General features: G+C 26.6%; 17 protein-coding genes. 12 read left to right on the forward strand and 5 right to left on the reverse strand.

What is annotated here, in order from left to right; translation table 11 throughout:
* Positions 1-59: 59 nt before the first annotated feature.
* Positions 60-227, reverse strand: a complete 168-nt coding sequence (locus tag R4K56_RS00275) for a DUF362 domain-containing protein (RefSeq protein WP_297298161.1) — start codon at positions 225-227, stop codon at positions 60-62.
* 315 nt (positions 228-542) lie between these two features.
* Between R4K56_RS00275 and R4K56_RS00280 the strand changes: the two genes are divergently transcribed.
* Positions 543-1,796: a homoserine dehydrogenase gene (locus R4K56_RS00280; RefSeq protein WP_335771660.1), complete on the forward strand. Its 1,254-nt coding sequence runs from the start codon at positions 543-545 to the stop codon at positions 1,794-1,796.
* A gap of 193 nt (positions 1,797-1,989) precedes the next feature.
* Positions 1,990-2,709, forward strand: a complete 720-nt coding sequence (locus tag R4K56_RS00285; protein ID WP_335771661.1) for a hypothetical protein — start codon at positions 1,990-1,992, stop codon at positions 2,707-2,709.
* Between the two features lie 84 nt (positions 2,710-2,793).
* Here R4K56_RS00285 and R4K56_RS00290 read toward each other — a convergent pair whose 3' ends face one another.
* Positions 2,794-5,973 carry an efflux RND transporter permease subunit gene (locus R4K56_RS00290; protein ID WP_335771662.1) on the reverse strand — a complete coding sequence of 1,060 codons (3,180 nt, stop codon included), beginning with the start codon at positions 5,971-5,973 and terminating at the stop codon, positions 2,794-2,796.
* A gap of 326 nt (positions 5,974-6,299) precedes the next feature.
* On the opposite strand from R4K56_RS00290, the gene R4K56_RS00295 reads away from it, so the two are divergent.
* From R4K56_RS00295 to R4K56_RS00330, 8 genes are all read left to right on the forward strand, one after another.
* Positions 6,300-6,887, forward strand: a complete 588-nt coding sequence (locus R4K56_RS00295; RefSeq protein ID WP_335756287.1) for a TetR/AcrR family transcriptional regulator C-terminal domain-containing protein — start codon at positions 6,300-6,302, stop codon at positions 6,885-6,887.
* Positions 6,888-7,033: 146 nt separating this feature from the next.
* On the forward strand, positions 7,034-7,564 hold the full coding sequence (locus tag R4K56_RS00300) for a hypothetical protein (protein WP_297295345.1): 531 nt from the start codon (positions 7,034-7,036) through the stop codon (positions 7,562-7,564).
* 3 nt (positions 7,565-7,567) lie between these two features.
* A complete protein-coding gene (locus R4K56_RS00305; protein ID WP_335756288.1) occupies positions 7,568-8,086 on the forward strand; it encodes a hypothetical protein in 519 nt (172 codons plus the stop codon).
* Positions 8,087-8,219: 133 nt separating this feature from the next.
* Positions 8,220-8,552, forward strand: coding sequence for an STAS domain-containing protein (locus tag R4K56_RS00310; RefSeq protein ID WP_335756289.1), 333 nt, complete (start codon positions 8,220-8,222; stop codon positions 8,550-8,552).
* A gap of 104 nt (positions 8,553-8,656) precedes the next feature.
* Positions 8,657-15,640, forward strand: a complete 6,984-nt coding sequence (locus R4K56_RS00315) for an ABC transporter (protein WP_335771663.1) — start codon at positions 8,657-8,659, stop codon at positions 15,638-15,640.
* A 113-nt stretch (positions 15,641-15,753) separates the two neighbouring features.
* On the forward strand, positions 15,754-16,482 hold the full coding sequence (locus tag R4K56_RS00320; protein ID WP_335771664.1) for a hypothetical protein: 729 nt from the start codon (positions 15,754-15,756) through the stop codon (positions 16,480-16,482).
* A gap of 191 nt (positions 16,483-16,673) precedes the next feature.
* Positions 16,674-17,483, forward strand: a complete 810-nt coding sequence (locus tag R4K56_RS00325; RefSeq protein ID WP_335771665.1) for an undecaprenyl-diphosphate phosphatase — start codon at positions 16,674-16,676, stop codon at positions 17,481-17,483.
* A 16-nt stretch (positions 17,484-17,499) separates the two neighbouring features.
* Positions 17,500-21,189, forward strand: coding sequence for a DNA translocase FtsK (locus R4K56_RS00330; RefSeq protein ID WP_335771666.1), 3,690 nt, complete (start codon positions 17,500-17,502; stop codon positions 21,187-21,189).
* A 203-nt stretch (positions 21,190-21,392) separates the two neighbouring features.
* Here R4K56_RS00330 and R4K56_RS00335 read toward each other — a convergent pair whose 3' ends face one another.
* From R4K56_RS00335 to R4K56_RS00345, 3 genes are all read right to left on the reverse strand, one after another.
* The gene (locus tag R4K56_RS00335; RefSeq protein ID WP_335756294.1) at positions 21,393-21,710 is read right to left on the reverse strand and encodes a hypothetical protein; all 318 of its coding nucleotides are present in this window, start codon (positions 21,708-21,710) and stop codon (positions 21,393-21,395) included.
* On the reverse strand, positions 21,707-21,997 hold the full coding sequence (locus R4K56_RS00340) for a hypothetical protein (protein WP_335769030.1): 291 nt from the start codon (positions 21,995-21,997) through the stop codon (positions 21,707-21,709). The genes R4K56_RS00335 and R4K56_RS00340 overlap by 4 nt, the downstream gene beginning before the upstream one ends.
* 148 nt (positions 21,998-22,145) lie before the next feature.
* Complete coding sequence (locus tag R4K56_RS00345) at positions 22,146-22,973, reverse strand: NADAR family protein (RefSeq protein WP_335786875.1); 828 nt, start codon at positions 22,971-22,973, stop codon at positions 22,146-22,148.
* A gap of 591 nt (positions 22,974-23,564) precedes the next feature.
* Here R4K56_RS00345 and rpsB point away from each other — a divergent pair.
* Both rpsB and tsf read left to right on the forward strand, forming a co-directional pair.
* On the forward strand, positions 23,565-24,380 hold the full coding sequence (rpsB, locus tag R4K56_RS00350; RefSeq protein WP_297295325.1) for a 30S ribosomal protein S2: 816 nt from the start codon (positions 23,565-23,567) through the stop codon (positions 24,378-24,380).
* Between the two features lie 43 nt (positions 24,381-24,423).
* A complete protein-coding gene (gene tsf / locus R4K56_RS00355; protein WP_335771797.1) occupies positions 24,424-25,278 on the forward strand; it encodes a translation elongation factor Ts in 855 nt (284 codons plus the stop codon).
* Positions 25,279-25,830 lie beyond the last annotated feature (552 nt).

Consider the following 25,830-nt stretch of genomic DNA (forward strand, 5'->3'; position numbering starts at 1 on the left):
AAAAATAGGGTAGGCATCTTATAAAGAAAACCTACCCATAACTACGCCATCAAAAGCAATTAAGCTTGATGTATAGCACTGCTTGGGCAAACTGCTTCACAAGCACCGCAATCAGTACATTTGTCAGGATCTATTACGTAAATATCTCCTTCGCTAATAGCATCAAATGCACATTCTGGTTTACAAGAACCGCAAGCTACACAATCGTTATTTATAACACGTGGCATAATTTACCTCCATATAATTAAACTATATATAATTATAACATAAATTAATAACGAAATCAATATCTATTTATATAATGTTAATATATTCTTACTAAATTTAAATATATATTGAAATTGTTTGTTTATATTAACTTTTCTAAATAAAGCATTTATTAAAAATCATTAAAATACCTTGTAAAATTATTTAAAAATGTTAAAATATAACTTAATACAGTAATATCTTTTTTAGAAATATTGAAATTATATTACTAATTTTTTGTAATAATTTTAAGGTTAATTTTATTTAATACAAATTTATATTTTAAGGAGTTAAAAATGGACAAGAAAAAAGAATTTAAAGTTGCAGTGGCAGGATACGGACATGTTGGTAAGGACACAGTAAAAACTATTATTGAGAATAATTCTATAATGGAAAGTAGAACTGGGATAAAATTAACCGTAAAAACCATTTTTAGCAGAAATATAGATAAAGTTCAAAATGATAAATTTTTAGATAAAGTAGAAATCAAAACTAAAGATTTAAATGATATATTGAATGATGATGATATTGACATTGTAATAGAAGTTTTAGGAGGAATGGATACAGCAAAAGAACTTCTTATGAAAACAAAAAAGCCAGTTGTTACAGCTAATAAAGCATTGTTGGCTAATTGTTTTGGAGAACTTATAAAAGATAGAAAATCTGATATTGCATTCGAGGCTTCTGTTGCTGGTGCTATACCTATAATAAAAGCTATGAAAGAGAGTTTAGTTTCTGATAGAATTGAAGGAGTTTACGGTATAGTAAATGGTACTTGTAATTATATATTAACTAATATGACAAAAAATAATTTGGACTTTAATGTTGTTCTTAAAGATGCTCAAGAAAAAGGTTATGCCGAAGCTGATCCGACATTTGATATTGATGGTATAGATACTGCTCATAAATTATGCATACTTTCTTCTATTGCTTTTTGTAATGTTATAAGTTTTGATAAAATATTTATTAGAGGTATAAGAAATATTATATTAGATGATATTGTATTTGCTTCTGAACTTGGACTTACTATTAAGTTAATAGCTGAGGCTTCAATAGATGAAAATGATAATGCCTATATATATGTTATACCTACAATGCTTAAGGCTGATAATATGCTTTCTAAAGTTGATTATGCTTTCAATGCTATTACAGTTGTAGGCGACCGTTCAGGGGATACAGTATTTTACGGTTCTGGAGCAGGCGGAAGACCTACTAGCAGTGCTATAGTTTCTGATGCTGTTACTTTGGCTAGAAATACTTTAATAACTGATGAATTAAGAGTTCCTATACTTGGATTTGTTAATGAAAATAAGAATCTTAAAGTAAATGATTTTAAAGATAAAAATGAAACTTTCTATGTAAGATTTAAATCAAATAATAATAATTTACTTGCATTTAATGAAGCTTTCTATGATATAAATATTGATAAAAGTTTTGAAAGAAACGGATATTTTATGTTTGTATTAAAAGATGTAAGTATCAATGAAATTATTGAAGCGGTAGAAAAAGTTGAAAAGATTGAAGATATATTTATTGCCAAAATAAAATAATTTATTTTTAATTTTTTATAAATAAAACATATACAGATTAGTTGTTTTTTATACTGATTCTGTATATGTTTTTTATTGTTTGTTATATTTACTTAATTAATTATTTTACTAAAAATGTTAAATTAAATAATATTGTTTACTTATATTATTTTGTATGATATAATATTAAGCATATTTTATTTAGGAGTTTATTATGGCAATAGATCCAGATCAAGTCTTATCTTTGATTAAGACAACTTCAAATTTACCATTAGTAAAAGTTAGCAGAGAAGATTATTTAATAAAAGAATTTTCTTCTGATTATTCAGACTTAATGAATGATATTTTAAATAAAGGTCCTTACGAAGCAGGGGTACCTGTAGAAGTTATAGAAAAGAAAGCAAAAGCTGCAATTAATTTTGAAACTAATAAAGCAACTGCTGTATCATTTGCCGCAGGTTTGCCAGGAGGATTAGCTATGATTGGTACTATACCTGCTGATTTAACTCAATTTATGGGACATAGTTTAAGAATAGCTCAAAAGTTAGCATATTTGTCTGGTATGCCGGGATTTTCAAATTCTGAAGATATGACAGATGATGAAGCTAATATGGTTTTAGTTTATCTTGGCGTTATGTTTGGAGAGGCTCAAGCCGTATTAGCATTAAAAACAGTTAGTCAGCATTTAGCTGGAGTAGCTTTAAAGCAGCTTCCTAAAATGGCATTAACAAAAATGATTGGATGGCCAACTATTAAAGCATTATTAAAAATGGTTGGAATAAAATTGACTAAAGATGTTGCTGCTAAAAGCGTAGCTAAAGTTATACCTATATTAGGCGGAGTTGCTTCCGGAGGTTTAACATTTGCTAGTTTACAAGTAATGTCTAAAAGACTTTATGATAAATTATCAGAATCAAGATTTACTAATAAATAGTTGTTAATATTTTTAATTTAAAATTAAAAAAGACAATAGAATCATCAAAAATCTATTGTCTTTTTTTGATGCATTATATTTTTATTATTTTAATTTTATAAGTCTTAAATCTATAGCTATCATAAACACGCATGGTAAAAATACTAATGTTATCATAGTAGAGAATATTAAACCATAAGCCAAACTCATTACTATAGGTACTATTAAATCAGCTCGTCCTCCTATACCATATACAGTAGGAAGTAATCCTCCAACAGTTGTTACAGTTGTTAAGAATATTGGTAAAAGTCTTTGAGTTGCACCTTCAACTATTGAATCAAATGCAAATCTCTTAGGACTTTCCATAGCATCGGGATTTGTTTTTCCAGATTCTATTATTTTATTTATTAAGTCTATCATTATAATACCGTCATTAACAAGTACTCCGCATAATCCTACAATACCTATGAAACCTATAAATGACATTGGCATTCCATGTAAATAGAATGCTATGAATACTCCTGTTAATGTAAATGGTATTAGGAACATTATCATAAGAGGCTGTATAAATTTTTTGAACTGTAAAAGAAGTATCAAATATATTAATACTATTGCTATGAATAATGTAACAGTAAGTCCGTCTAAGGCACCAACTGTTTGATCTGCCTCACCTCCAAAACCTATTATTACTCCAGGGTATCTTTGGCTAATATCTTTGAATTTATCTTTTATTGCAAACATTACTTGTATAGATGTATTTTGTCCTTGAACTAAATCGGCAGTTATAGTTATACATCTTTGTCCATTATAGTGCCTTATAGATGATACTCCATTTGTTTCAATTATCTTAGCAACATTTTTCAAATATAAAAGTCTGTTGTAGGTATTAGGTATTACAAGATTATTTAATACATTTGTGTCATATATATAATCTCTGTCTAATTGTACTCTGAAGTCTAATTTATAATCAAGTTCTTGTATTGATGTTGCAACAGTTCCGCTATATGCAGTTCTTAATTCATTAGCAACATTGGCGACATTCATACCTAATTGAGCTATTTCATCATAATCAAATAATACTCTTAATTCATCTTTACCAATTTTATCATCATCATAATAGTTTATTACACCGTTTAAACTTAATAAATACGCTTTTACTTCATCTCTTGCCTTTCTTGTTTGATTTATGTCGTTACCAACAATTTTTATATCAACTGCTTTACCTGGATCCATTGGAAGTTTAACGGATACCATTAAAGCATCTAATTCTTTTCTTAAAGTAGTTTTTTCTAATTCAGCATTGATATCGTCCATTATATCATAAGCTGTTTTTTTTCTTTCTGTTGATGGTATAAGATAAACTGTTATACCTGCTAAGTTTGCAGATTCTTCTGAAATATCTACTATGTTTTGATTTACTTGCTTTCCTATTACACTATTAACAGCTACTAAATTTTTAGGATCAACTGATTTATATATTACTTCTTCTATTTGTTCTACATACTTCATAGTGTTTTTAATAGAGTTACCTATTCCAGAGTCAATATTTATCATTATACTATCTGAACTTGTATCATAAATAAGTATGAATTTTTTTAAACTATCTTTAGCTAAGAAGAATGAGAATATTAAAAGTATTATGAAAAATAAAACAACAAGATATCTAAATTTTAACAATATTTTTAATGCTCTGTTAAAAGGATTTTTCATAGCATTAAATAATTTTTCTTTATTAAAATCTAATGGGTTTTTTATGTTTTTTAAGAATTTAAATTTAGAATTTTTCTTTGTTTTATCCTGTAAATTATTAGGAAGAATAAATATAGCTTGGAATAAACTTGCAAGCAAAGCAACAACAACAACTTTAGGGAAAGGTGCTATTAATTTTCCTACAACATCTTTTGTTAAAAGCATAGGCATAAAAGCAACAACAGTAGTCATTGTAGCAACCATTATAGGACTTACAACATCACGAACAGCTTCAACAGTTCCATCTAAACCAGTTCTTCCAACCTTTTGGAAATCGTATATATTTTCACATACTACAATACTATTATCAACAACCATACCAATTACAGTTATTATACCAGCAAGAGATATTATATTGAATGTTAAATCTGAAAAATGAATATATGAGAAAGTTATAAATATTACAACTATCATTCCTATGCTTGTAAATAATGCACTTTTGAAATCCAAAAATATTATTAATACTATTAATATGATTATAAAACCAAATATTAAATTACTATTTGCTACATTTGTAAGAGCTAATACCATTCTTGAAGTTTCACCCATAGTAGTAACTTCAACATTTTCTGGGACTAATTTTTGATTGTTTTTTAGAAATTCATTTATATTTTCAGTAGTTTTTACTATATCAGCATTTTCTTTTTTTAGTATACTTAATGAATATCCTGGCTGACTATTGATTCTTATATAAACAGATTTTTCAACGAAATCTCTGTCTACTTTAGCCAAATCCTGTATTCTTACTCTTTGTCCATTAAAGGTAGAACGTACTACTACATTGCTTGCTTCTGTAGGTGTTTCAAATTGCCCCATTGTAACAATGGTTTTTTCTTCTTCATTTTCTTCTAAATCCATATAAAGAGGCTTTTTAAAATCACCGCTTGTTGCTCTTATATTTCTTGCTGAAAGTGAATTAATTATATCTGTTAATGAAATATAATATTCCTGTAATTTTTTTGGATCAGCTAATATTTTTACTTCAGGGTCTGTTCTTCCCTGCACTCTTATATCAGCAACACCATCGACGTATTTTAATTGTCTTTCTAATTCTTTACTGAAATCATATAGTACTTTTTCATCTCCTTCTACACCTTTTTTGAAATGCACTCCTATATTATATATTGGAGTTAGTTTTGGGTTGATATCTGTTATTTCTATAGTTTCAACTTCTTCTGCCATATCTGGAACACTTTGCATTTTTCTAAAAATATCATCTTTAGCTTTGCTTGTATCTATTTCCATATCTAACTGTACAAATATAATTGCTGCATTTTCTGTGATTATAGAAGTAAATTCATCTATTCCGGATATTGTTCTCAATTGGTCTTCTATTTGTATAACGGCATTTTGCTCAACATCTAATGGTGAAGCTCCAGGATATACAACTTGTAAAATCATTAATTCCAAATCTGTAGATGGGAATGATTCTTTATCAATATTATAGTACGAATATAGACCTATCATAATAGATACAAATATGATAATATTGACAAGCATTTGATTGTTTGCAAAGAAATATATTAAATTCTTCATTATTTTTTATCTCCAATATGTTAATCATTTACTAATTTTATATAATTAAGTATAATACATTTTAGTATGAATTTGTACATTTTGTATAAAAATATAAATTATTAAATTTGACATAATTAAGAAAGTGTCTATTAATTGCGGTATATTTTGATTATTTTATAGACATAAATATTGTTATGTTCATTTAACCTTTTATTTATTATATTTTTTTTTCTATTATCATTTATTATTGTTATATTAATAGTTTACATTTTATGATATTATAATATAATAATGTTTGTTTGTTGATTAGATATATTATTTATATTTTGCTTAGGAACATTTATATGAAAAATAGTTCAAATAAAAATAATGCTAGAGTAAAAAAGACTAAAAAAATACTTGAAGATTCATTAGGACTTTTATTAGAAGAAAAGCCTTTTGAAGATATAAGAGTAATTGATATTTGTGCGAAAGCGAATATGCATAGAAGTACTTTTTATACTTATTATAATGATAAATATGAACTATTAAAATCTAAGCTAGATGAATATGAGGCTAAATTTTTAGAAGATTTAAATAGATATAAGATAGAAAATAAATTAAAAGATTCACATATAGATATAATGGAAAAAATATTACAATATTTCTATCTTAACAGAAAATATTTAAAAATAATATTTAAAAATAATAAAGATGGAAGTATTACGAAGATTCTAAGAGAATATCTTGCTTCTTATGTAATAGAAGGTATTAAAGATTTCAAAACTATAAGACCAGAAAAAGAAACTGTTGTTAGAGTTATGGGAAGTTTTTATTCAGGGGCTTTTATATCTGTTCTTACTGATTGGATTTTAAATGACTGCTTTATATCTGTAGAAGATTTAGCCACTTATATATCAGATATCATAATGCAAAGAGTTTTTTCAGAGTAATTGTTTTCTTTTTAACTTAATCTTTTAATTGTTAAAATATTCTATTGATAATAAAAGTCTATTTGTCGATAATAAAAAGCAAATAAAAATTTTACTTTTATATATATGTTTTGATTATAATATATATATTAAAATCTGGAGAAAATATGAAGAAAATAACTTTATTTGCATTTATTTTTGTACTGTCAGTTAATTTATTAAATGCACAAAATATTACAAAAGACAGTGATTATTCAAAAAATTGGGCTAATTTTATATTTAGAAAAACTATAGATATGAGAGGGGCTTTATACGAAGGAAGACCTGGTGGAGATTTGGAATTAGTTTCAGGAAATAATCCTCTTCATTTAGTTAAAGTTTATAAGTTTATGGGAGCAAGATCTGATACTCATTCTTATTATTCTCATCAAGTGCCTATATCTATGTTCTATGACAATGCTCCTGCTTTAGGTCTTAATTTAGTAGAAGGCTATTCTATAGAAGGCGGAAAAATTATGAGATATTCTAAATATATAAAGAGTTATCAAGGTAAGTTGGATTCTTGGAAAAAAGCAAATTCAACATTTACTAATGATAGATGGGTAGCTAATGCTGATGCTGATTGGGGTTCTTATCCTGTTCCTCAGCCTGAAGATGTTAACTGGGCAGAAGGTGAATACGCTGGTGAATTATATTAATAAATGCCGTATATTTTTATTGTATTAGTTATATTATTAGTTCTTACTGTTTTATTTTTTATAAACAATAAAAAGGTTGTATCTTATGATAATGCTTGGATAAAATTAGTAAGAAATAGAACAGTTAAAGAATCTGATAGAAATTATTTATTTAAAGAAAATGCTGAACTTATTATAGACAGTAAGAAGAAATTGAATTTTGTTAAAGCAAAATATGATAATATGGCTGTATATAGTAATACAGATTATTTAAATAAGTTTATGTTAGTTTTTTCTGGATATCCTTCTGTAAAAGTAACTTTTATGGAAGGATATATTGTTGAAAACAACAAGTTATACTATACTTATGCTTACAAACCTTCCTATTATGATAAACTCAATAAATGGATGAAACTTAATGGAGTTTTTGAATCCAAAGAAGTTTGGGTTGCCAAAAAAAATATAAAATGGTCTACATTTCCTTATCCTAATTCCATAGATATAAATTGGGAAAAAAAAGCTATGATAGGGATATTATCTTAAAATATTTTCTATTAAATGATTAAAATTATCAAATGAATATTACTAATATAAATGATTTTTGGTTATATTAGTTGACTAAAGTATGATATTTGTTATACTTTTTAAAAATATTTTACAAAATAAGGAGCAAAATATGAGTCTAAATATAGAAGATAAAGGTACAGTTAAAGTTGTTAGTTTGGTAGGTAAATTAGATGTTAATTTATCAGTATCAATAGAAGCTGAATTAGAACAATTAGTAGAATCAGGTTCTCATTATCTTATATTAGAATTATCTGGAATTGAATATTTAAGTTCTAGCGGAATAAGAGTATTTATTTCTATTATGAGAAAAATTAAAGATAAAAATGGAAGATTAGTATTAGCTTGTGTACCAGATATTATTAAAAAAATATTAAAAACAGTTGAATTAGAAGATTTATTTGAAGTTTATGATTCTGTAGATGATGCAGTAGCTTCATTCTAATTTTTTTTACATTGCTTTTTATTTGTATTTTTTGTATAATACTTATAATATGTATGTGATTCATTTTTTATTATAAAATTATTTAAAGAGTAAGCGTATATTTTATGAGATTGAAGTATTATATAAAATTAAAACTATTAATATTATTTTCTTTTATTCTATTTGCTTGTGCATCAAGTCAAAAGAATGCTGATTCTGTGTTCAGCAGCAGACCTTTTTTAAGGGAATATAAAAGATATTCTCTTACATCAGGTGAGGTAAATCCTGCTTTGGATGCAGTAATAGATAGAGAAGGTAATTGGGTATATTATACTAGAGAAAATGCAGGAAATACAGATATTTTTGCAATAGATTCATATACTTTAGAGACATTTAGATTAACAAGAAGTCCTGGTATAGATACATCAGTTTCTATTGATGATAAATCTAAATATGTAGTTTTTTCTTCAACTAGAGATGATGCTTTTGGTGATATATATTTATATAAATTAGTTAATCTTGTAGGTTTAAGGACTTCAAAAAAGAATTTAGAAAATTTAGAACAAAGTATTATAAGACTTACTGATTATAAAGGCTATGATGTTGATCCTGTAATATCTCATAGGGGCAATGTTGTAGCTTTTGTTTCAGATAGAGAAGATGGTATTAAAAAACTCTTTGGTATGAGAGTTAATGGAAAAAATGTTACAAAATTAGCTGATATAGAAGCTAGTTCTCCAGCATTTTCATTTGATGATACAAAAATAGCATTTATTACTTCAAAAATAGGTGAACCTTATTCTCAATTAGCAATATTAAATTTAATACCTGATACAAATGAACAGACAAATTTAACTATACTTACAGATACAGAAACATTCAAATTCAACCCTACTTTTTATAATGATGATACAATTATATATTTTGAAATAGAAAAAGATTCGGATAGAGATGGAAATTTAACTTATTATGATAAAAGACGTTTGATGTCATATTCTTTAGCAACACATCAATATTATGTTTTGTCAGAAGATACTCAATTAACAACTTTCAATGTTGCTTATCCTTCAGCTTTGGTTGGTGCTTATGTTGTTAGTGAAAGCGGAACAAGTATAGTAACTATGGGTTCTACAAAAGAGTATTTTATCAAAGATGATAATTCTCAAAGTATGTATAATAGTTTTGTTGAACTTCCATATAATAGAAAAGTTGATGTAATAGATAGATTTGCTGAGTATTTTCCTTTTTCTGAAGATCAAAATAATGTGGCAAAAGCATATTTTAATATAATGGTTTCCTCTTATACTAATAAGGATTTAGATGAATATAATAATGCTAAAAATACATTAATTAGAGAATACCCAGAAACTTTTGCTGGATTTATAACTTCAAAAATAGATGATGAATTCGATACTAATAATAATTGGTTTGATACAAAGATTTATACTAATGAATATTTTGTAACAAATGCTAATTTGGATATAACTAACATATTAGCTTGGTCTGGTTACATATCAGCAAATAATAAATATAAAGCCAATAAAAATAATGAAGATACGCTTACTATTCTTGATAATATTATAAATTTGAATATAGATAAAGGTTTATATATATTGATAGCTAAATTGTATGCACATTCTGTTGAAGATAATGGCTATAAATATCCTCAAGACGATGACCTTTACAATAATCCTTATAGAAGAAAAGATTTACTATTTTCTGATAGATTAGAAATAGCTAAAGATTTTATGAAGGATTCTAAACTTTCTTATGATTCTATATTAACTAATTCGCATCCTTATGCCCCATTAGCTGTGGCTACAAGACTTATATATTTAGATGGTTTAATTCTTTCAAGGAATTATGAAGATGCTACTAATTTGTTCCAGCCATACATGGAGTCTAAGAATGATATAATGCTTGCTTTAGGTTATTATGCAAATGCAAAAGTTCTTTTGGCTGAAAAAGATGATGGTGCTTATGCATTATTTAAAAATGCTTTAACTTCAGGCGGAAAGAATTTTGAATCTACTTATGAGGCAGTAGACTCTAAAGATAAATTAGCAAAATACTATAAATCATTAGCTGATGAGGCATATAATGGAGGAAGATATGCAGTTGCTTATGATAATTATAACGAGGTATTGAAATATAATCCTAATGATTCTACTTCTTCTTCAAGAGTTATAGAAAGCGGACTTAGAGCATATAGTACAATAGATTCTCTTGAAAAAACTCTATTAGATAGAGAGAAAAATATTTTAAGTACAAGATATTCAGACCATGAGGCACATGCCGAACTTGCAAATGCTTATTATTATTTGGCAAATAGATATTATGGTATGGCTATATCAAAACAGTATAGTAAAGAGCGTTATGTTATAAGTGATAAAAAAAGAGAAGATGGTTTCTATTTGTATTTAAATAAATCTTTTAATGCCATAGTTGAAAAGGCTGTATCTTATATTGATTTTGCAATATTCTTGTATCCAGATAATGAGGATTATTATATAAAAAAAGCTGAGATGTTAACATTTGCTCAAGCTTTAAAAATGCAGGTTCTTCAAAATGAAAAAACTTATAAAAGTGTAATAGAATTAGTACCTGCTTATAAAGATAATACGATTACAAATGACAGATATCTTGGTTATAATATGTTAGCTTTCCAAAATGCTAATTTAGATTCAGATATTATAGATTCTTTAATAATGGCAAAAAGTAAAGTAAAAACTAAGCCTAATGTAGTTTCTATAATGCTTGCTAATTCTTATTTGATTAATGGAAGATATTCAGATGCAGTTATGGAATATAAAGAAGCTGAAAGTTTATTAAATCAAGTAGGAAGTGATAAAAGTAAAGCCTGGTATCATTTCTTTTATGGATATTCTCTTTGGATGAATAATGATGTTAATGGTGCTTATAAAGAATATGAAACAGCAAGAAAATTATTTGAGAAATTAGGTGATAAAGAATCTATATATAAAATAGTTGGTTATACTTCAGTTGCCGCTATAGAACAGGAAGATTATGAGAAGGCTATAGAATCACTTCTTGAAAGAGATAAGCTTACAAAAGATGATGTTAATAAAAATGAACTTAATCAGCTTTTACTTGCAGCATGTTATTTAAAATTAGAAGATTATAATAATGCTTTGGCTTATTGTGACAGTGTAAAAGCTAAAATTGATAGTTTGGATTCTTCTGTTTATACTCCTAATTATGTTAGTATAACTTTATATGGTGCTAATATTAATATAGTAAATTTGGGTCTTGCATCTTTTGGAGGATATATACCTGGTGAGCCTTTGAATGTTGATAAACAGCAAATGTTATATTCAATATATCAGGAATTATATGAAAAAATGGGAAGATATTCTGAAGCTAGAGAAGCATTATCTTCTTATAGAAATTATATTGTTCAAGATAAACCTAAAAAATCAATTCAGCCTTTGATGTTGGCTACTTATTATAACAATGAGGGATATTTGTATTATAGACAAGGTGATCAATCTAATTCTATTATGTCATTTAAAACTTCTATAAATGAATATAAGAAAACTTTAGATGAAAAAACACTTGCTAATAATCCTAGTCTTCAGTACCAAAATGCTGAAAATGATGCTAAAAACTATTTAAGTTTATCATCTCTTTATTTAAGATATTTATCAGAAAATGATTTAACTTCATTAAAAAGAGAATTTTTTATAGAGTTATTTAATACAACAAAAACATTAGAAATATTATCTACAAATAATTCTGTAAGTACTAAAGATAGATTATTATTATATTCACATATAGCAGCATTCCAATATATAATGGCATTTAAACTTACAGCAGATAATAGTATAAGCTATAGAAAGAAAAATAATGATGATCCTACTGATATGACAGAGTATGATATAAATGTTCAAAGACTTTCAATGCTTAAAGATGCCATTGATAGATATAAATATATTCTTTCATCAAATTCTAATTTCCCAGTTGATTTAAAAACTGAAATTATTATAAGATACAATTTAGCTAAGGCTTATGAACTTGCAGGTTATATAGAGGAAGCAGCAAGAGAATATATGTCAGCATTCTCAAAGGCACAGGTATCTGCTTTTGCTGTTGAAGAAATAGCTATACTTACTACTTTGATTGATTTTAGTACTAAATATAGAGAAAGATATCCAGATAGTTTGGATTATCCTATTCAATATGTATTTAGGATACTTCAAAGAATCAGAGAAAGTGTATTTATGATAACTTTTGTTGAAGATAATAATTTTATTTTAAGACAAGCCAAATATAAAGTTATAGAATTCCTACAAGATAAATATCCAGATGCCAGTCTTAATATACTTGCTATGTTTGATGCTATTGATATGAGAAGAAAGTTTTTGGATAGAAGACTTTATACATTAGGCGAAAATAATTATTATCTTAGAGAATATTATAAGCTTTATGAAAATGCTATGTATGCTTATCAAAGATATTTAACAGCGGTTGCTACTCCTTATGACAGTAAAACAGAAGCAGCTATGCTTAAAGAAATTGCTAATTATGAAAAAGAAGCTATAAAAAAATTCTCTAATACTCCAATAGAGCCTATAGTTATATGTGATGTTAAACCTCAAGATATTGATAAATCTATGCGTTCCGATGAAACTTTGATTTGGGATACATATTTAGGATATAGATTTGTAAGACAAAATGGTAAGACTTCATTCCATATTCAAAGTAATGCTATGCCTAAAACTAAAAACTATGTTACACATATAGGATTTAGACCTCTTGTTTTAAGTAATAAAAATGTATTTGTAAGAGAACTATACGATTCTACTGAATATATGCTACCAGCAAAAACTGCATATATAGATACAAAATTGATTTCTTTCTTTAGAACAAGCAGAAATGCTGAAAAAGAAATTAATAGTATGAGCATGGCTAGCAATACTAATTCTACTAATACAGTTTATAGTTATAATATAAATAATAATGATAATAATTTTGAAGATTATTCAATTTATAATAGAAATAATTTATATATGAATGTAGCTTATAATCCTGAGGAAACTAATTCTATGTCTACAAATACATCTTCAACCAACAGAAGAAGGAGAGGTAATTTTAGATTTATAGAATTAAAAGATATTTCTACAAATTCTTATGTACCTTTAGTAGTGGATATAACAGGTGCTGAGGCTTCTGATATATCTAATATGATGAAAAAGAATCTTTATATAGTTTATGCTGATAAAGAAACATTTGATAAAAATAGAAGAGTATTAAGAAATATTAATAATATAGCATTAGTTGTAGGAAACAGTAACAGAGAATCAAGAATTATGTTCTACACTAATTATTTCAGAAAGTTATCTACTAATTCATTGGAAGAAACAATGGAGGGATATGATAATAATTTATTTACTATATATGGAAAACCAGATTATAGTATGTCTTCATTATCTAATGCTGCGTATCAATTTAAAACTAGACTTTATAATTCTTATTCAAGCAGTGAAAATCCTACTATAACAATGATGTCTAATGTTATAGCTTATTCTCAAAGTGATAATGAAAAGATGTTAAATTATGCAAGGATTGTAGAAGATAGATATGCGGTAAGAGATACAAATACTGCCTATTTATTCTCTGAAGAAGGTTATAAATTCTTTGCAAACTCTTATAGCAATATAAGCGATTCTAATGCGTATAAATTTATAAAATCAATGCTTCCAGTTTATAGAAGAATGGGAGAAGAAGGTGCTGTAAAAGGTGCTAATAGAGCATTGCATTTTATGTATTTGTATACTAATAATAATTATGATTTGATAGATGAATATTTTACTCCTAGAACTTTATCAAGATTCTTAAAAGCTAAAAATGACCCTAAAGAGTCTGTAAGATATTTAAATTATATAGCTAATAGGGTTGATGGCGAAAATAAAGATAAAATTTTGGAAGTAGCTGTTATTTATGATTTGGTATATGCTAAAACTCCTATTGATACAGTTACTAATTTCTTGAATAGAATGCCAAATACAAATGAAGTATTAACAGTTGCTAATACTATATTGGATAAATCTGTAACTAATGAAAATGATATATTCTTGACAATGAATTATATTTATGGAAATCAATATATCTTTGAGGCAGATACAGTATCTTCATTTGCTGATAGATTCTATTTACTATATAAAACAAATTCAGCATATATATATGGATTATTAAATAAAATCAGAGTTCCAGAAAGTAATTTTGATAATAATATAAAAGATGCTTATGAGATATTCTCTAATGAAAACACAAATACAATGTTTATATTCTATGCTTATGAGAATGAAAAATATGTTGCTTATAGTTATGTTGTAGGGGATTCTGAAGTAAAAAAATCAAGTTTGATTGATATGCAGAAATTAAGCGGATATTTAGAAAGCTTTACAAATGTTTCTAAAGCAAGAGATAGAAGAAATGCTTTAAAATCTATTGAGAGCGGAATGCTTTCTTCTGATATTATTAAAGATGCACAAAGAGTGGAAAGAATATATATAACAGGTTCTTATGCTAACTTATTTACAGTTCCTTTTGCTTATTTACCAGCATTCCAAAATAATGATGTTGTAAAAATTAGAGAACTTGAATATTCACCTAGTAAAATATTGAATGTTGGTAAGCCTAGCATAAAAGTAATAGGAGATACTAATTTCTATACTTCATTAGAAAGTTTGGCTATTAAGTCTTTAGATAGTTATAAAACTGATATACCTTTAACACATTATATTGGAATTGATACAAACAGAAATAAACCTTTTGAAGATGTAGATATTTTCTTATCTCCTGCAAGAAATGCTGATATATTTAGATACTTGAGAGCTAGATCAGATACTAAACTAATGTTTACATATACAACTAATAGTTCAGGCGACTATTATACAGTTATGAAATATTTATATGAGAATTTTGATGATGGTATTATAAATGCTTATAGATATATAAAGAGTAATAGGGTTCCTATAAACACTATTAACCCTAATGATAGAAATACCCTTTATATGGCTAACTATGCTTTATTTGACTATATATTGCCTGGTATACCTAAATATAATGATGAGATTAATAAATAATATTTACTTTAACTTACAAATTTTAGTTTTTTAGTAAAAAATATTTACTTTTTCTTGACATTTATTTACAATATACTATAATATAAGTATAGCTAATTAATAAGGGGGCATTTATGAAAAAAATATTCGTTGCTATTATTACTATTTTTATATTGCAGATACAAACAGTGTTTGCAGACTTTAATGCTGGAATAGGTTTATACATACCTTTAGGAGCATCTATTTCCCAAAGCTATCAGGATTATAAATTAGGTGTAAATAATAATGATGGTAAATTAACTACAGGTGCAGCTTTTGAATGGGGTATAGGTATTACACCTGGTATATATAATGGTTTTGATAATTATATGGGATTTTCTTTATCATTAGACATAGCCTATCATAGAGATGTTTATGCATATAATGAAAGCAAACTTGCTGGAAGTACTGGTCAATATCAAAATGTTAAAACAACATACTATTTTGATACTTTAAATATAGGTATATTACCAAAATTTAATATAAGAAGCTTTTTTATAGGAATTGGTGCTGGAGTAAAAATACCATTAGCTGGCGGAGAATCAACAAAGAATTATAATGAAACTTATGCTCAGTTTGAAAATGCAAATTATTACTATACTTTACAAGATATTAAAAATAAATATAAAATGTTGGCAATTCCTTATCTTAAACTTACATTAGATTATTTATTCTATTTCAGTGATGAAACAGCTTTAGGTATAGGTGCTTATGTAGGTTATGATTTCGGACCTGGTGTTGTTAATGATGCTAGATTCATAAAAAATGATTTTGGTGCTGTTGATGTAGGCGGACAAATCAGTTTATACTTTGTAGATAATTAATTCGTATAATTTTTTATATATCACTCATAAAATAGGCTTTCTTTAATAAAGGAGCCTATTTTTTTATATTTACATAATATTTAATCATTTCTCCTACTTATCATAATTCAGTTTACATAATTTTTTACTATTGTTTTTTTTTGGCTATCCGAAAATAATTTTAGTATTATGTAAACAAACGGGGTAGTTTAATGATTAAAGCTGTAATATTAGGTTTTGTACAGGCAATAACCGAATTCCTTCCAGTATCTAGTTCTGGGCATTTAAGAATAGTTGAATATTTTCTTAATTTTCATGCTGAAAATATATTATCATTTGAAGTAGCTTTGCATTTCGGTACTTTCCTAGCTACTTGTTTGATATTTCATAAAGATATTATTAAAGCAATAACAGGCTTTTTTACAGGTTTAAAAGATTTCAAAAATTCAAGTCAGAATAATGAAGGTTTCAGAATTTCATTAATGGTGATAATTGCTTCTATACCAGTAGCAATAGTAGGACTTTTTTTAGAAAAATATTTAAGTAATTTAGAAATACAAAGAATAGGACTTAATTTAGTTATAACAGGTTCTATACTTTTATTGACTAGGAAGTTTGATAAAAATACTTATAGCAATGATTCTAAAAATATTTTTACAATGACATATTATAATGCTTTTGTTATAGGATTAGCTCAAGCAGTAGCAGTTTTTCCTGGAATTTCAAGATCTGGTATGACTATAAGTATAGCTTTATTTTTGGGATTGAATAGAGATTTAGCAGGAAGATTTTCATTCTTAATATCATTGCCTGCTATATTTGGAGCATTACTTTTATCAATAAAAGATCTTGCTGATTTTAATTTAACCTATGCTTTAGTTGGATTTATAACAGCATTTGTATTTGGTATTATAGCACTTAAGTTTTTAATGGCATTTTTGAAGAAAGGTAAACTATTTTACTTTGGTTTCTATTGTATGATAGTAGGAATTGCAGTAGTAGTATATTTTATGACATTATGAGTATTGGAGTTTTGTTATGTTTGGATTATTTAAAAGAAAATTAGCAATACAAAAAAGAGCTCAAGAGAGAAAAGTTCAAAAGAAAGAAGATAAACAAAATAAACAAGATAATGAATATTTTGATGACTACTATGAAGAAACTTATGAGAATAGAAATATATTCTTTGATGTAGTTGGATTTTTATGTATTTTGTTTTCTGGAATTTTGCTTCTTTCATATTTAAGTATGAATATGGAAGATTTAAACTCCGGCAGAGAAATAACAAATCTTCTTGGGATATTTGGGGCATACATTTCTACTTACTCATTTTTAGCATTTGGTTTTGCTTCTTATATTATACCAGCATTTTTTATGTATGCAGGTGTTAATATTATATTAAAAAATTCTGCTGATAAAATATTAATATCTTCTGTATCATCATCTATTTTAATGATATTGTTTAGTATATTATTAAATATATTTTTAGGCAGTTTAGAATTTTATAATAAAGGCGGAATGGTAGGAGAGTTTATAGGAGGCTCTTTAGTATCATTATTTGGTAAAACAGGTGCTATTATGATAGTAATATCAGCACTTTTAATTACAACTATCATATTTACAAAAGTTTCTATAATGGATTTAGTTCATTATTTTAGAGATATGGTAAAAAGTGTTGATTTAGAAAAAATAAAAAATATAGAGAAAAAAGTTGTTAATGGAATAAAAGATTTAGAAATGAAAAATATGAAAAATACTTCACATACTTCTGAAAGTACTGCAAGTGAAAAAACATATACAAAAGATTGTTTACCTTTATTTACTACAAAAGAAGTTTCAGAATTAGAATTGAAAACTATACCTTTTATAGAAAAAGTTGGTGATAATAAATATGGTTTTGATGAAAAAAGTTACAGAGAAAGTTTAAATAAAAAGAATAATGCTATGGATAGTTTCTTCAAGAAAAATGAATCAGAAAATAAAAATTTAGATACTATTATAGAAAATTTAAAAAGTAGCAGTTTTAACGGAATAAATATAAATACAATGGAAAATAAAGAAGAAGATTTAGGATTGACTTTAGCTGAAGTTGTATTTGGAAAGGATAAAGCTAATAGAACTTCTCATATTTACCAAAGCAGTATGGAAATGGAAGATCAATATTACAGAGATTATTATAATGATTTTATAAATAATAAAAAAAAAAATGAAGATGTAGAGTCAAATGTTTTTGAGGCTCTTGATTATGGTATTAATTATTTAAGAAAATCAGATTTTAAAAGAGCTGCTTATGATGATTCTGTAAATAATTATGCTAAGTATAATGTTGGAGAACAGTACGTTAAAGCAAAAAATAGTGAAAATGATAATGAAGATTTAATGTTGAATTATGATAATTATAGACATTATAATGGTTATGAAAATCATGAAGAAGATGAATATATAGAAAATGAAAATAATTTAATGCCAGATGAATATATTCAAAAAGAAGAAGATAGTTTTGAGAAGCTTCAAAGATTAGTAGAAGAAAACAAAGAGATTAAAAGAAATCAAGAAATTGAGCAGGAAGAATATAACAACAATATAGATAATATAATAGAAACTATTAACAAAGCTAGTAATGATGATTCTATAAATAATAATTATCATATAGAAGAAAAAGAATATGTTTCTACTGCATCTATAAATAAACCTGCTTATTCTTCTAATAATAAAAATAAAAAAGAAGTTTTTGAATTTGGTATGGGATATGCATCAAAAAGAGCATATAACAGAGAAGATCATATACCAACTTATAATCATAACAATGATAATGAAATTGACAGAAGAATAGATGAATTTGATTTAGACGAAGAAGAACTTTATAACACTAATAATAATGATATAGAAGATGTTAGATTAAAGACAAGAACATCAATAAAAGAAATTGACTATATAGACGATTACAATAATAATGATGATAATATGTATGATGAATATTTATCAACTTCTAATAATAATTTAATAGAACATAACAGATTGGCAAATAATGTTAATAATAATATTCAAGAAGAACAGCATCATAATGATAATAAAGAAGCTGAAAAAATAGAAAAAGAAGATAATATTACATCAGAACCTATTCATAATGAGGAAACATCAGGTTTTATAAATATGGAATCACAAAAAAGTGTTGATACATTAGATAAACCTAAAAAAGTTATAATAGGAACTAAAAGCATTAAGAATACAGATAGCGAACGCATACAATCAAATTTTGATACAAAGTATGTTGATAAACATTATAAGCATCCGCCTTTTGATTTATTAAATAGATCTATACCAGTAAATGATAGTGCTATGATGGAATCAATAAAGCAAACAGCTATGCAGCTTGAAAATACTTTATTAGATTTTAATATTGAAGCAAAAGTTACAGGAGTATCAAGAGGCCCAGTTATTACAAGATATGAACTTGAAATAGCATCTGGAATAAGAGTTTCTAAAATATCAAACCTTACAGATAATATTGCTTTGGCTTTAGCTTCTGAAAGTGTAAGGATAATTGCTCCTATACCGGGACGTTCTGTTATAGGAATAGAGATACCTAATAAAGTGAGAAATGCGGTTTATTTAAGAGATGTCTTAGAAAGTACAGATTTCAGACAATCAAAACTTGATATACCATTTGTACTTGGAAAAGGTATTTACGGAAATAATGTTGTATCTGATATGTCAGAAGCTCCTCACTTATTGGTTGCTGGTACTACTGGTTCCGGTAAAAGTGTTTGTTTATCTACAATAATACTTTCACTTTTATATAAGTTTAGACCAGATGAACTTAAATTTATATTCGTTGATAAAAAGAGAGTAGAGCTTTCTATTTATAATGGAATACCTCATTTGATGTCTCCTGTAGTTTCAGATGAAAAGAAAGCCACAATAGTATTGAGATATATTGTAGATATAATGGAAAAAAGATATGAGAGAATGGAAAGATTCTTCGTTAGAAATGTAAAAACTTATAATGAGAAAGTAAGACAATTACTTAAAGAGGGTGAAACAGAATTCAATGGAGAACCTTTAGAATTATTCCCTTATATAGTGCTTGTAATAGACGAGCTTCATAACTTAATGGTTGTTGCTTCAAAAGAAGTAGAAGATTTAATATCACGTTTGGCTGGTATGAGTAGGGCAGTTGGCATACATTTAATAATAGCTACTCAAAGACCTTCTGCTGATGTTGTTACAGGAGTTATAAAAGCTAATCTTCCAACAAGAATAGCATTCCAAGTACCTAACAAAACTAACTCAAGAATTATAATTGATATGTCAGGTGCTGAACAATTATTAGGTAAAGGAGATGCTTTATTCTGTGCTTCCGGTAGTCAAATGCCGGATAGAGTTCAGGGAGCTTTTGTTTCTGATAATGAAGTTAAAAAGGTTGTTGATTATTTATCTGGTCAAATGTCTCCTATGTTTGATGAGAGCTTGATTGCTGCTTTAGAAGGAAGCGATGCAGATGATAAAAATACTGATGAAGAAGATATACTTGATGAAGAACTTTGGGAGGATGCAGTTCAATTGGTTGCTAGAACAGGTAAAGCAAGTGCATCATTCTTACAAAGACGTTTAAAAATAGGATATAACAGAGCTGCTAGAATAGTAGAGATAATGGAGCGTCAAGGAATAGTTGGCCCAGAAAACGGCAGTAAGCCTAGAGAGGTTTTAATAACTTTAGATGAATAAATAAATTAGAAGCTATCAAATATTTATATACATGTTTATACCTATCTACAAAAAAGACAGGAGAGTTAATCAAATTAATTCTTCTGTCTTTTGTTTTATACTGTTTTATATAGAAAATAATTTATATTAATGATATAAATAAACTATATAGATTTGATTATAAAATTAATTTTCTGATTATAATAAATTATTGAGTATATTATTTATAGTGCTGGAGAATGATATCCTTTATAATTACCATCAGGGTGACGCATACATTTTGAAGAAGTTAATTGTTTTAGAGTTTTGTATTTGTTACCGCAGTATTTGCATGTATATTCATCTTTTTCGCTTCCTTCATAAAGTTTATGCTTTCCTTTGTAATTACCATCAGGGTGACGCATGCAGTTTTGAGATGTTAATGTTTTTACAGAATTGAATTTATTTCCGCAATATTCACAGTAAAAATTCTCATTTGTTTTTGGTGTTAAACTTACAGTGAAGCATAAAAATATTAAAGTTATTATATATAATTTTCTCATTTTTTATCATCCGAAATTAAATCTTTATATTTAGAATCTTTAAACTCTATATATGGTTTGGAGCTTAACATATGAATTGCAGTTATAAGAGAGTAGCTTATCCATGCCTTTTTTTCTGTAGGTTTTGATGATGAAGATTCATTTTTTTTAAGAAGTTCATTTAAAGATTCTGATATATCATCAATATGTTCTTCAAAAAAATCTTCGCATTCATCACAAGTGTCCATAGTTGCTTGACCTTGTACTTCTTCTATTTCCTTACCGCACCAAACACATTTTACAGACATTTATTTACCTCTATTGTTATTTTATTTATTGTTATTAAACAGTAATATTATACAAAAATATTTAACTTTGTAAAGATATAAAATGATAATATTTTTGATATTATGTTTACTATAATATTAATTATTGATGAATAATGTATTTATATAGTTAAGAAAAATTGTATTTATTATTAAATGAATTCCAATCTATAATATCATAATTTTTATATACTCTCTTTATTTCATCTCTTACTTCCATTAAAGCAAAACCTAATAAGTTTTCACCCTGCCAGAAGAAAGGATTTTCTATATTTTCATTATCATATTTCATTTTTATTCCCCATACTTTATCGTAAGGACTTGCTTCAACCAGTACTTTATTTTTTGTATTTAATAAGAAATTTCTTAAATCATTATTTTGAGAAAATTTATGATAGTTGCCTTTAAGTATTATAGTGTATTTTACTTTACCCCATGTTTCATCTTTAAAATTGCTTACTTTTCTTCCTAATTCTTTTATAGTTTTAGGCTGATTATTATTTAGAATTTCTTCAGCTATTTTTTTATCATCAAATAACAAAGCCTTGTTGTACATCATATACTTTTCCATACAATTAAATGTTAAATTATTTGCTTTAAAATCTTTAATATACCATTGGCTTAATGAAGATTTTGTTATTTCATTTTTATCATTAGTATGTCCGTAGAAAAATAAAAAATCTATTTTCTTTCCTTTGTTGAAATCTGTTTTTAATTTGTTTAAAGAATATTTTTGTTTTCCTTCTTCATTCCAATATTCAATTTTATAATCATTGTTTGAAAATACATTCTCATTAATAAAATTATTATTATAAAATCCTTTGTATATAATTGGTTCTTCAAAAAGATTTTTATATTCTTCTTTATCATCATTTGATAATTGATTAAAGTAGTTATTGAAAATTTTATTATAAGAATTTTTGTTAATAAACCAAATAGGTGGGATAATATTTTGCATAATGAAATCCATATTAAGATTTTTATTCATTATACTAAAATAAATATCTTTTGTCAAAATAATTGAATATTTATTGTACTTGTAATATAATGAGTTTATGTTTTTTATTATTTTTATAATTATATTATTTCTATTGTCTGGAATATTGCATGTTGTACAAAACAGTATTAAGGATAATAGTACAAATAAAAAAATAATTTGTTATATTAAACGTATATTGTTTATATTAGCTTTAGTAAACACATTTATACTACTAATTAGTTTTGTATTGTTAATTGTATTAGCAGGTGAATGATATACAATTTTTTATAGTAAGTTATCATAATAAATTTTTAATATAATTACATATAATAAAAATAATTGACTTTTTTTCATAGTATGTTATTATACTAAAGACCGATTATATTGGTAAACTTTTCCATAATAGCAAAATGATCTTAGTTATTCTTTTTAGAATACATAAAAGACATTGTTACTTAAATTAAGTAATCAAAGCATTATGATTTTTATAATACTAATGTTTTTAATATATGAAATTTATGGATAGGGTGCCGTAGTCGGTACTCTATTTTTATTTTAAAGGATATGATTATGTCATTACCAGTTATGAAAGACCTTTTAGAGGCAGGCGTACATTTTGGACACCCAACTAGAAAATGGGACCCAAGAATGAAACCTTTTATTTTCCAAGAGAGAAATGATATCTATATCATTGACCTTATGAAAACTTTAACTTATGTTAAAAAAGCTTATGATGCTGTTAAAGAAATGGCTAGAAACGGCGGAAATGTTCTTTTCGTTGGAACTAAAAAACAAGCTTCACAAAGCATCAAAGAAGCAGCTGAAAAATGTGATATGTACTACGTTAATAACCGTTGGTTAGGTGGTATGCTTACAAATTTCGCTACTATCAAAAAAAGTATTGCTAGACTTAAAAGAATAGAAAAAGAAGAAGTTGATGGTACTTTTGATAAATTACCTAAAAAAGAAGTTATTCTTCTTTTGAAAGAAAAAGAAAGATTAGAAAAAAACTTTGCTGGTATTAAAGATATGGAAAATTTACCAGATATGTTATTTGTAATAGACCCAATGCAAGAAGCTATAGCAGTAAGCGAAGCTAGAAAATTAGGAATACCAGTTGTAGCAGTTGTAGATACAAACTGTAACCCAGAAGTTATTGATCACCCAATACCTGGTAACGATGATGCTATAAGAGCTATAAGCTTATTTGCTGGTGTTGTTGCTTCTGCTGTTATAGAAGGACAAAATGAAGCAGGTAAAGAAACATTATCTAAACATGATTCTTCTAGTGATGTTCCAGAAGAAGAAGTTTATGACAACAGTGCTACAGAAGCTGCTGAAGCTGTTGCTGAAAAATATGGTGTTTCTCAAGAAGATGACGAATAATTTGATTAGCTAATAAATAAAATAATATATAAGGATAATTTTAATGGCAAATATTAATATGGATGTAATTAAAGAGCTTAGAGAACGTACAGGCGTAGGTATTATGGACTGTAAAAAAGCTCTTCAAGAAACAGATGGTGATATGGATAAGGCTATCCGCCTTCTTAAAGAAAAAGGTGCAGCTGTTGCAGCTAAAAAGAATGAACGTACAGTTAAAGAAGGTTCTATAGGTTTTTGTGTTAATGATGAAAAAAATAAACTTGCTTGTGTAGAACTTCAATGTGAAACTGACTTTGTTGCTAAAAATGAATTATTTGTAAATTTAGCAAAAGTTATTTCTTCTGTAGCTATGAGCTTTGATGAAGTTTCAGTTGATGAGCTTTTAAATGCTAAAGGCCCTAATGGTGATACTATTCAAGGTATGATAAATGAAGGTATACAAAAATGGGGTGAAAAAACAGTTCTTGCTGAAGCTAAAATCATGAAAACAGATGGTTTCTTCGGTACTTATGCTCACTTCAATAACAAACTTGTTGCTATTGTTGAATTTGATGTTAAACCACAAGGTAAATGTCAAGAAATAGCAGATCAAATAGCTATGCATGTTGCTAGTGAAAAACCTTTAGCTTTAAACAGAGAAGGTATTGATCCTGAAGCTGTTAAAGAACAAAGAGAAATATTTGAAAAACAAGTTAGAGAAGCTGGCAAACCAGAAAATATGATAGAAAAAATTGTTGAAGGTAAAATGGGTGCTTGGTACTCTGAGTCTGTTCTTATAGACCAAAAATTATTTACTGATAACAAAATCTCTATTAAAAGTTTAGTAGATGAGATTTCTAAAGAAGCTGGTTCTACTGCAACTATCAAAAACTTGGTAATTGTTTCTTTAGGTTTATAATTAAATAATTACTAAAAATAAAAATTAAGCGGGTTGTCATTTTGGCAGTCCGCTTTTTTATTGTTAAAAAATTATTTTTCTATAAAAAATCTAATTGCTAGAACTTTATATTAAATATAGGATATATACCTAAACAACTATATTTTGTCAATTTTGATATTTTTGCATAGTATTATCAACTTTTTTGCCGCGACTTCGTCATAAGGCACGCAGAGCTAAAAACGCAAGTACTACAACCTTATATTATTACAATATGCATTAAATGCATGGCAATACCTAAAAATTAGGTTACATCTAAAGGGGACTTCATCAAATGCAGTCTTTCGCGAAAGCGTGTCCGAGCCTGACGAGGATATAGGTTATTTTATAGCAATACTTACAGTACTTCCTCCTGTCGTAAAAGAACTGGGGGGCTGCACTCTGTGTACTTCGTAAGGGTAAAGCCCCAGATATAAAAACAAAAATATAAATTGATTTTTGACAAAATATACTTACTTAGGTATATACTAAAAGTAGGGTAGTTAAAATAAAAAGGCTATGATAAATAAATAT

The sequence above is a fragment of the Brachyspira pulli genome, from assembly GCF_036997785.1.
GTDB lineage: Bacteria > Spirochaetota > Brachyspiria > Brachyspirales > Brachyspiraceae > Brachyspira > Brachyspira pulli.

Coding starts and splice junctions, on each gene's coding strand:
- R4K56_RS00275 (WP_297298161.1), bottom strand. CDS start 227: ATGCCACGTGTTATAAATAACGATTGTGTAGCTTGCGGTTCTTGTAAA.
- R4K56_RS00280 (WP_335771660.1), top strand. CDS start 543: ATGGACAAGAAAAAAGAATTTAAAGTTGCAGTGGCAGGATACGGACAT.
- R4K56_RS00285 (WP_335771661.1), top strand. CDS start 1,990: ATGGCAATAGATCCAGATCAAGTCTTATCTTTGATTAAGACAACTTCA.
- R4K56_RS00290 (WP_335771662.1), bottom strand. CDS start 5,973: ATGAAGAATTTAATATATTTCTTTGCAAACAATCAAATGCTTGTCAAT.
- R4K56_RS00295 (WP_335756287.1), top strand. CDS start 6,300: ATGAAAAATAGTTCAAATAAAAATAATGCTAGAGTAAAAAAGACTAAA.
- R4K56_RS00300 (WP_297295345.1), top strand. CDS start 7,034: ATGAAGAAAATAACTTTATTTGCATTTATTTTTGTACTGTCAGTTAAT.
- R4K56_RS00305 (WP_335756288.1), top strand. CDS start 7,568: ATGCCGTATATTTTTATTGTATTAGTTATATTATTAGTTCTTACTGTT.
- R4K56_RS00310 (WP_335756289.1), top strand. CDS start 8,220: ATGAGTCTAAATATAGAAGATAAAGGTACAGTTAAAGTTGTTAGTTTG.
- R4K56_RS00315 (WP_335771663.1), top strand. CDS start 8,657: ATGAGATTGAAGTATTATATAAAATTAAAACTATTAATATTATTTTCT.
- R4K56_RS00320 (WP_335771664.1), top strand. CDS start 15,754: ATGAAAAAAATATTCGTTGCTATTATTACTATTTTTATATTGCAGATA.
- R4K56_RS00325 (WP_335771665.1), top strand. CDS start 16,674: ATGATTAAAGCTGTAATATTAGGTTTTGTACAGGCAATAACCGAATTC.
- R4K56_RS00330 (WP_335771666.1), top strand. CDS start 17,500: ATGTTTGGATTATTTAAAAGAAAATTAGCAATACAAAAAAGAGCTCAA.
- R4K56_RS00335 (WP_335756294.1), bottom strand. CDS start 21,710: ATGAGAAAATTATATATAATAACTTTAATATTTTTATGCTTCACTGTA.
- R4K56_RS00340 (WP_335769030.1), bottom strand. CDS start 21,997: ATGTCTGTAAAATGTGTTTGGTGCGGTAAGGAAATAGAAGAAGTACAA.
- R4K56_RS00345 (WP_335786875.1), bottom strand. CDS start 22,973: ATGCAAAATATTATCCCACCTATTTGGTTTATTAACAAAAATTCTTAT.
- rpsB (WP_297295325.1), top strand. CDS start 23,565: ATGTCATTACCAGTTATGAAAGACCTTTTAGAGGCAGGCGTACATTTT.
- tsf (WP_335771797.1), top strand. CDS start 24,424: ATGGCAAATATTAATATGGATGTAATTAAAGAGCTTAGAGAACGTACA.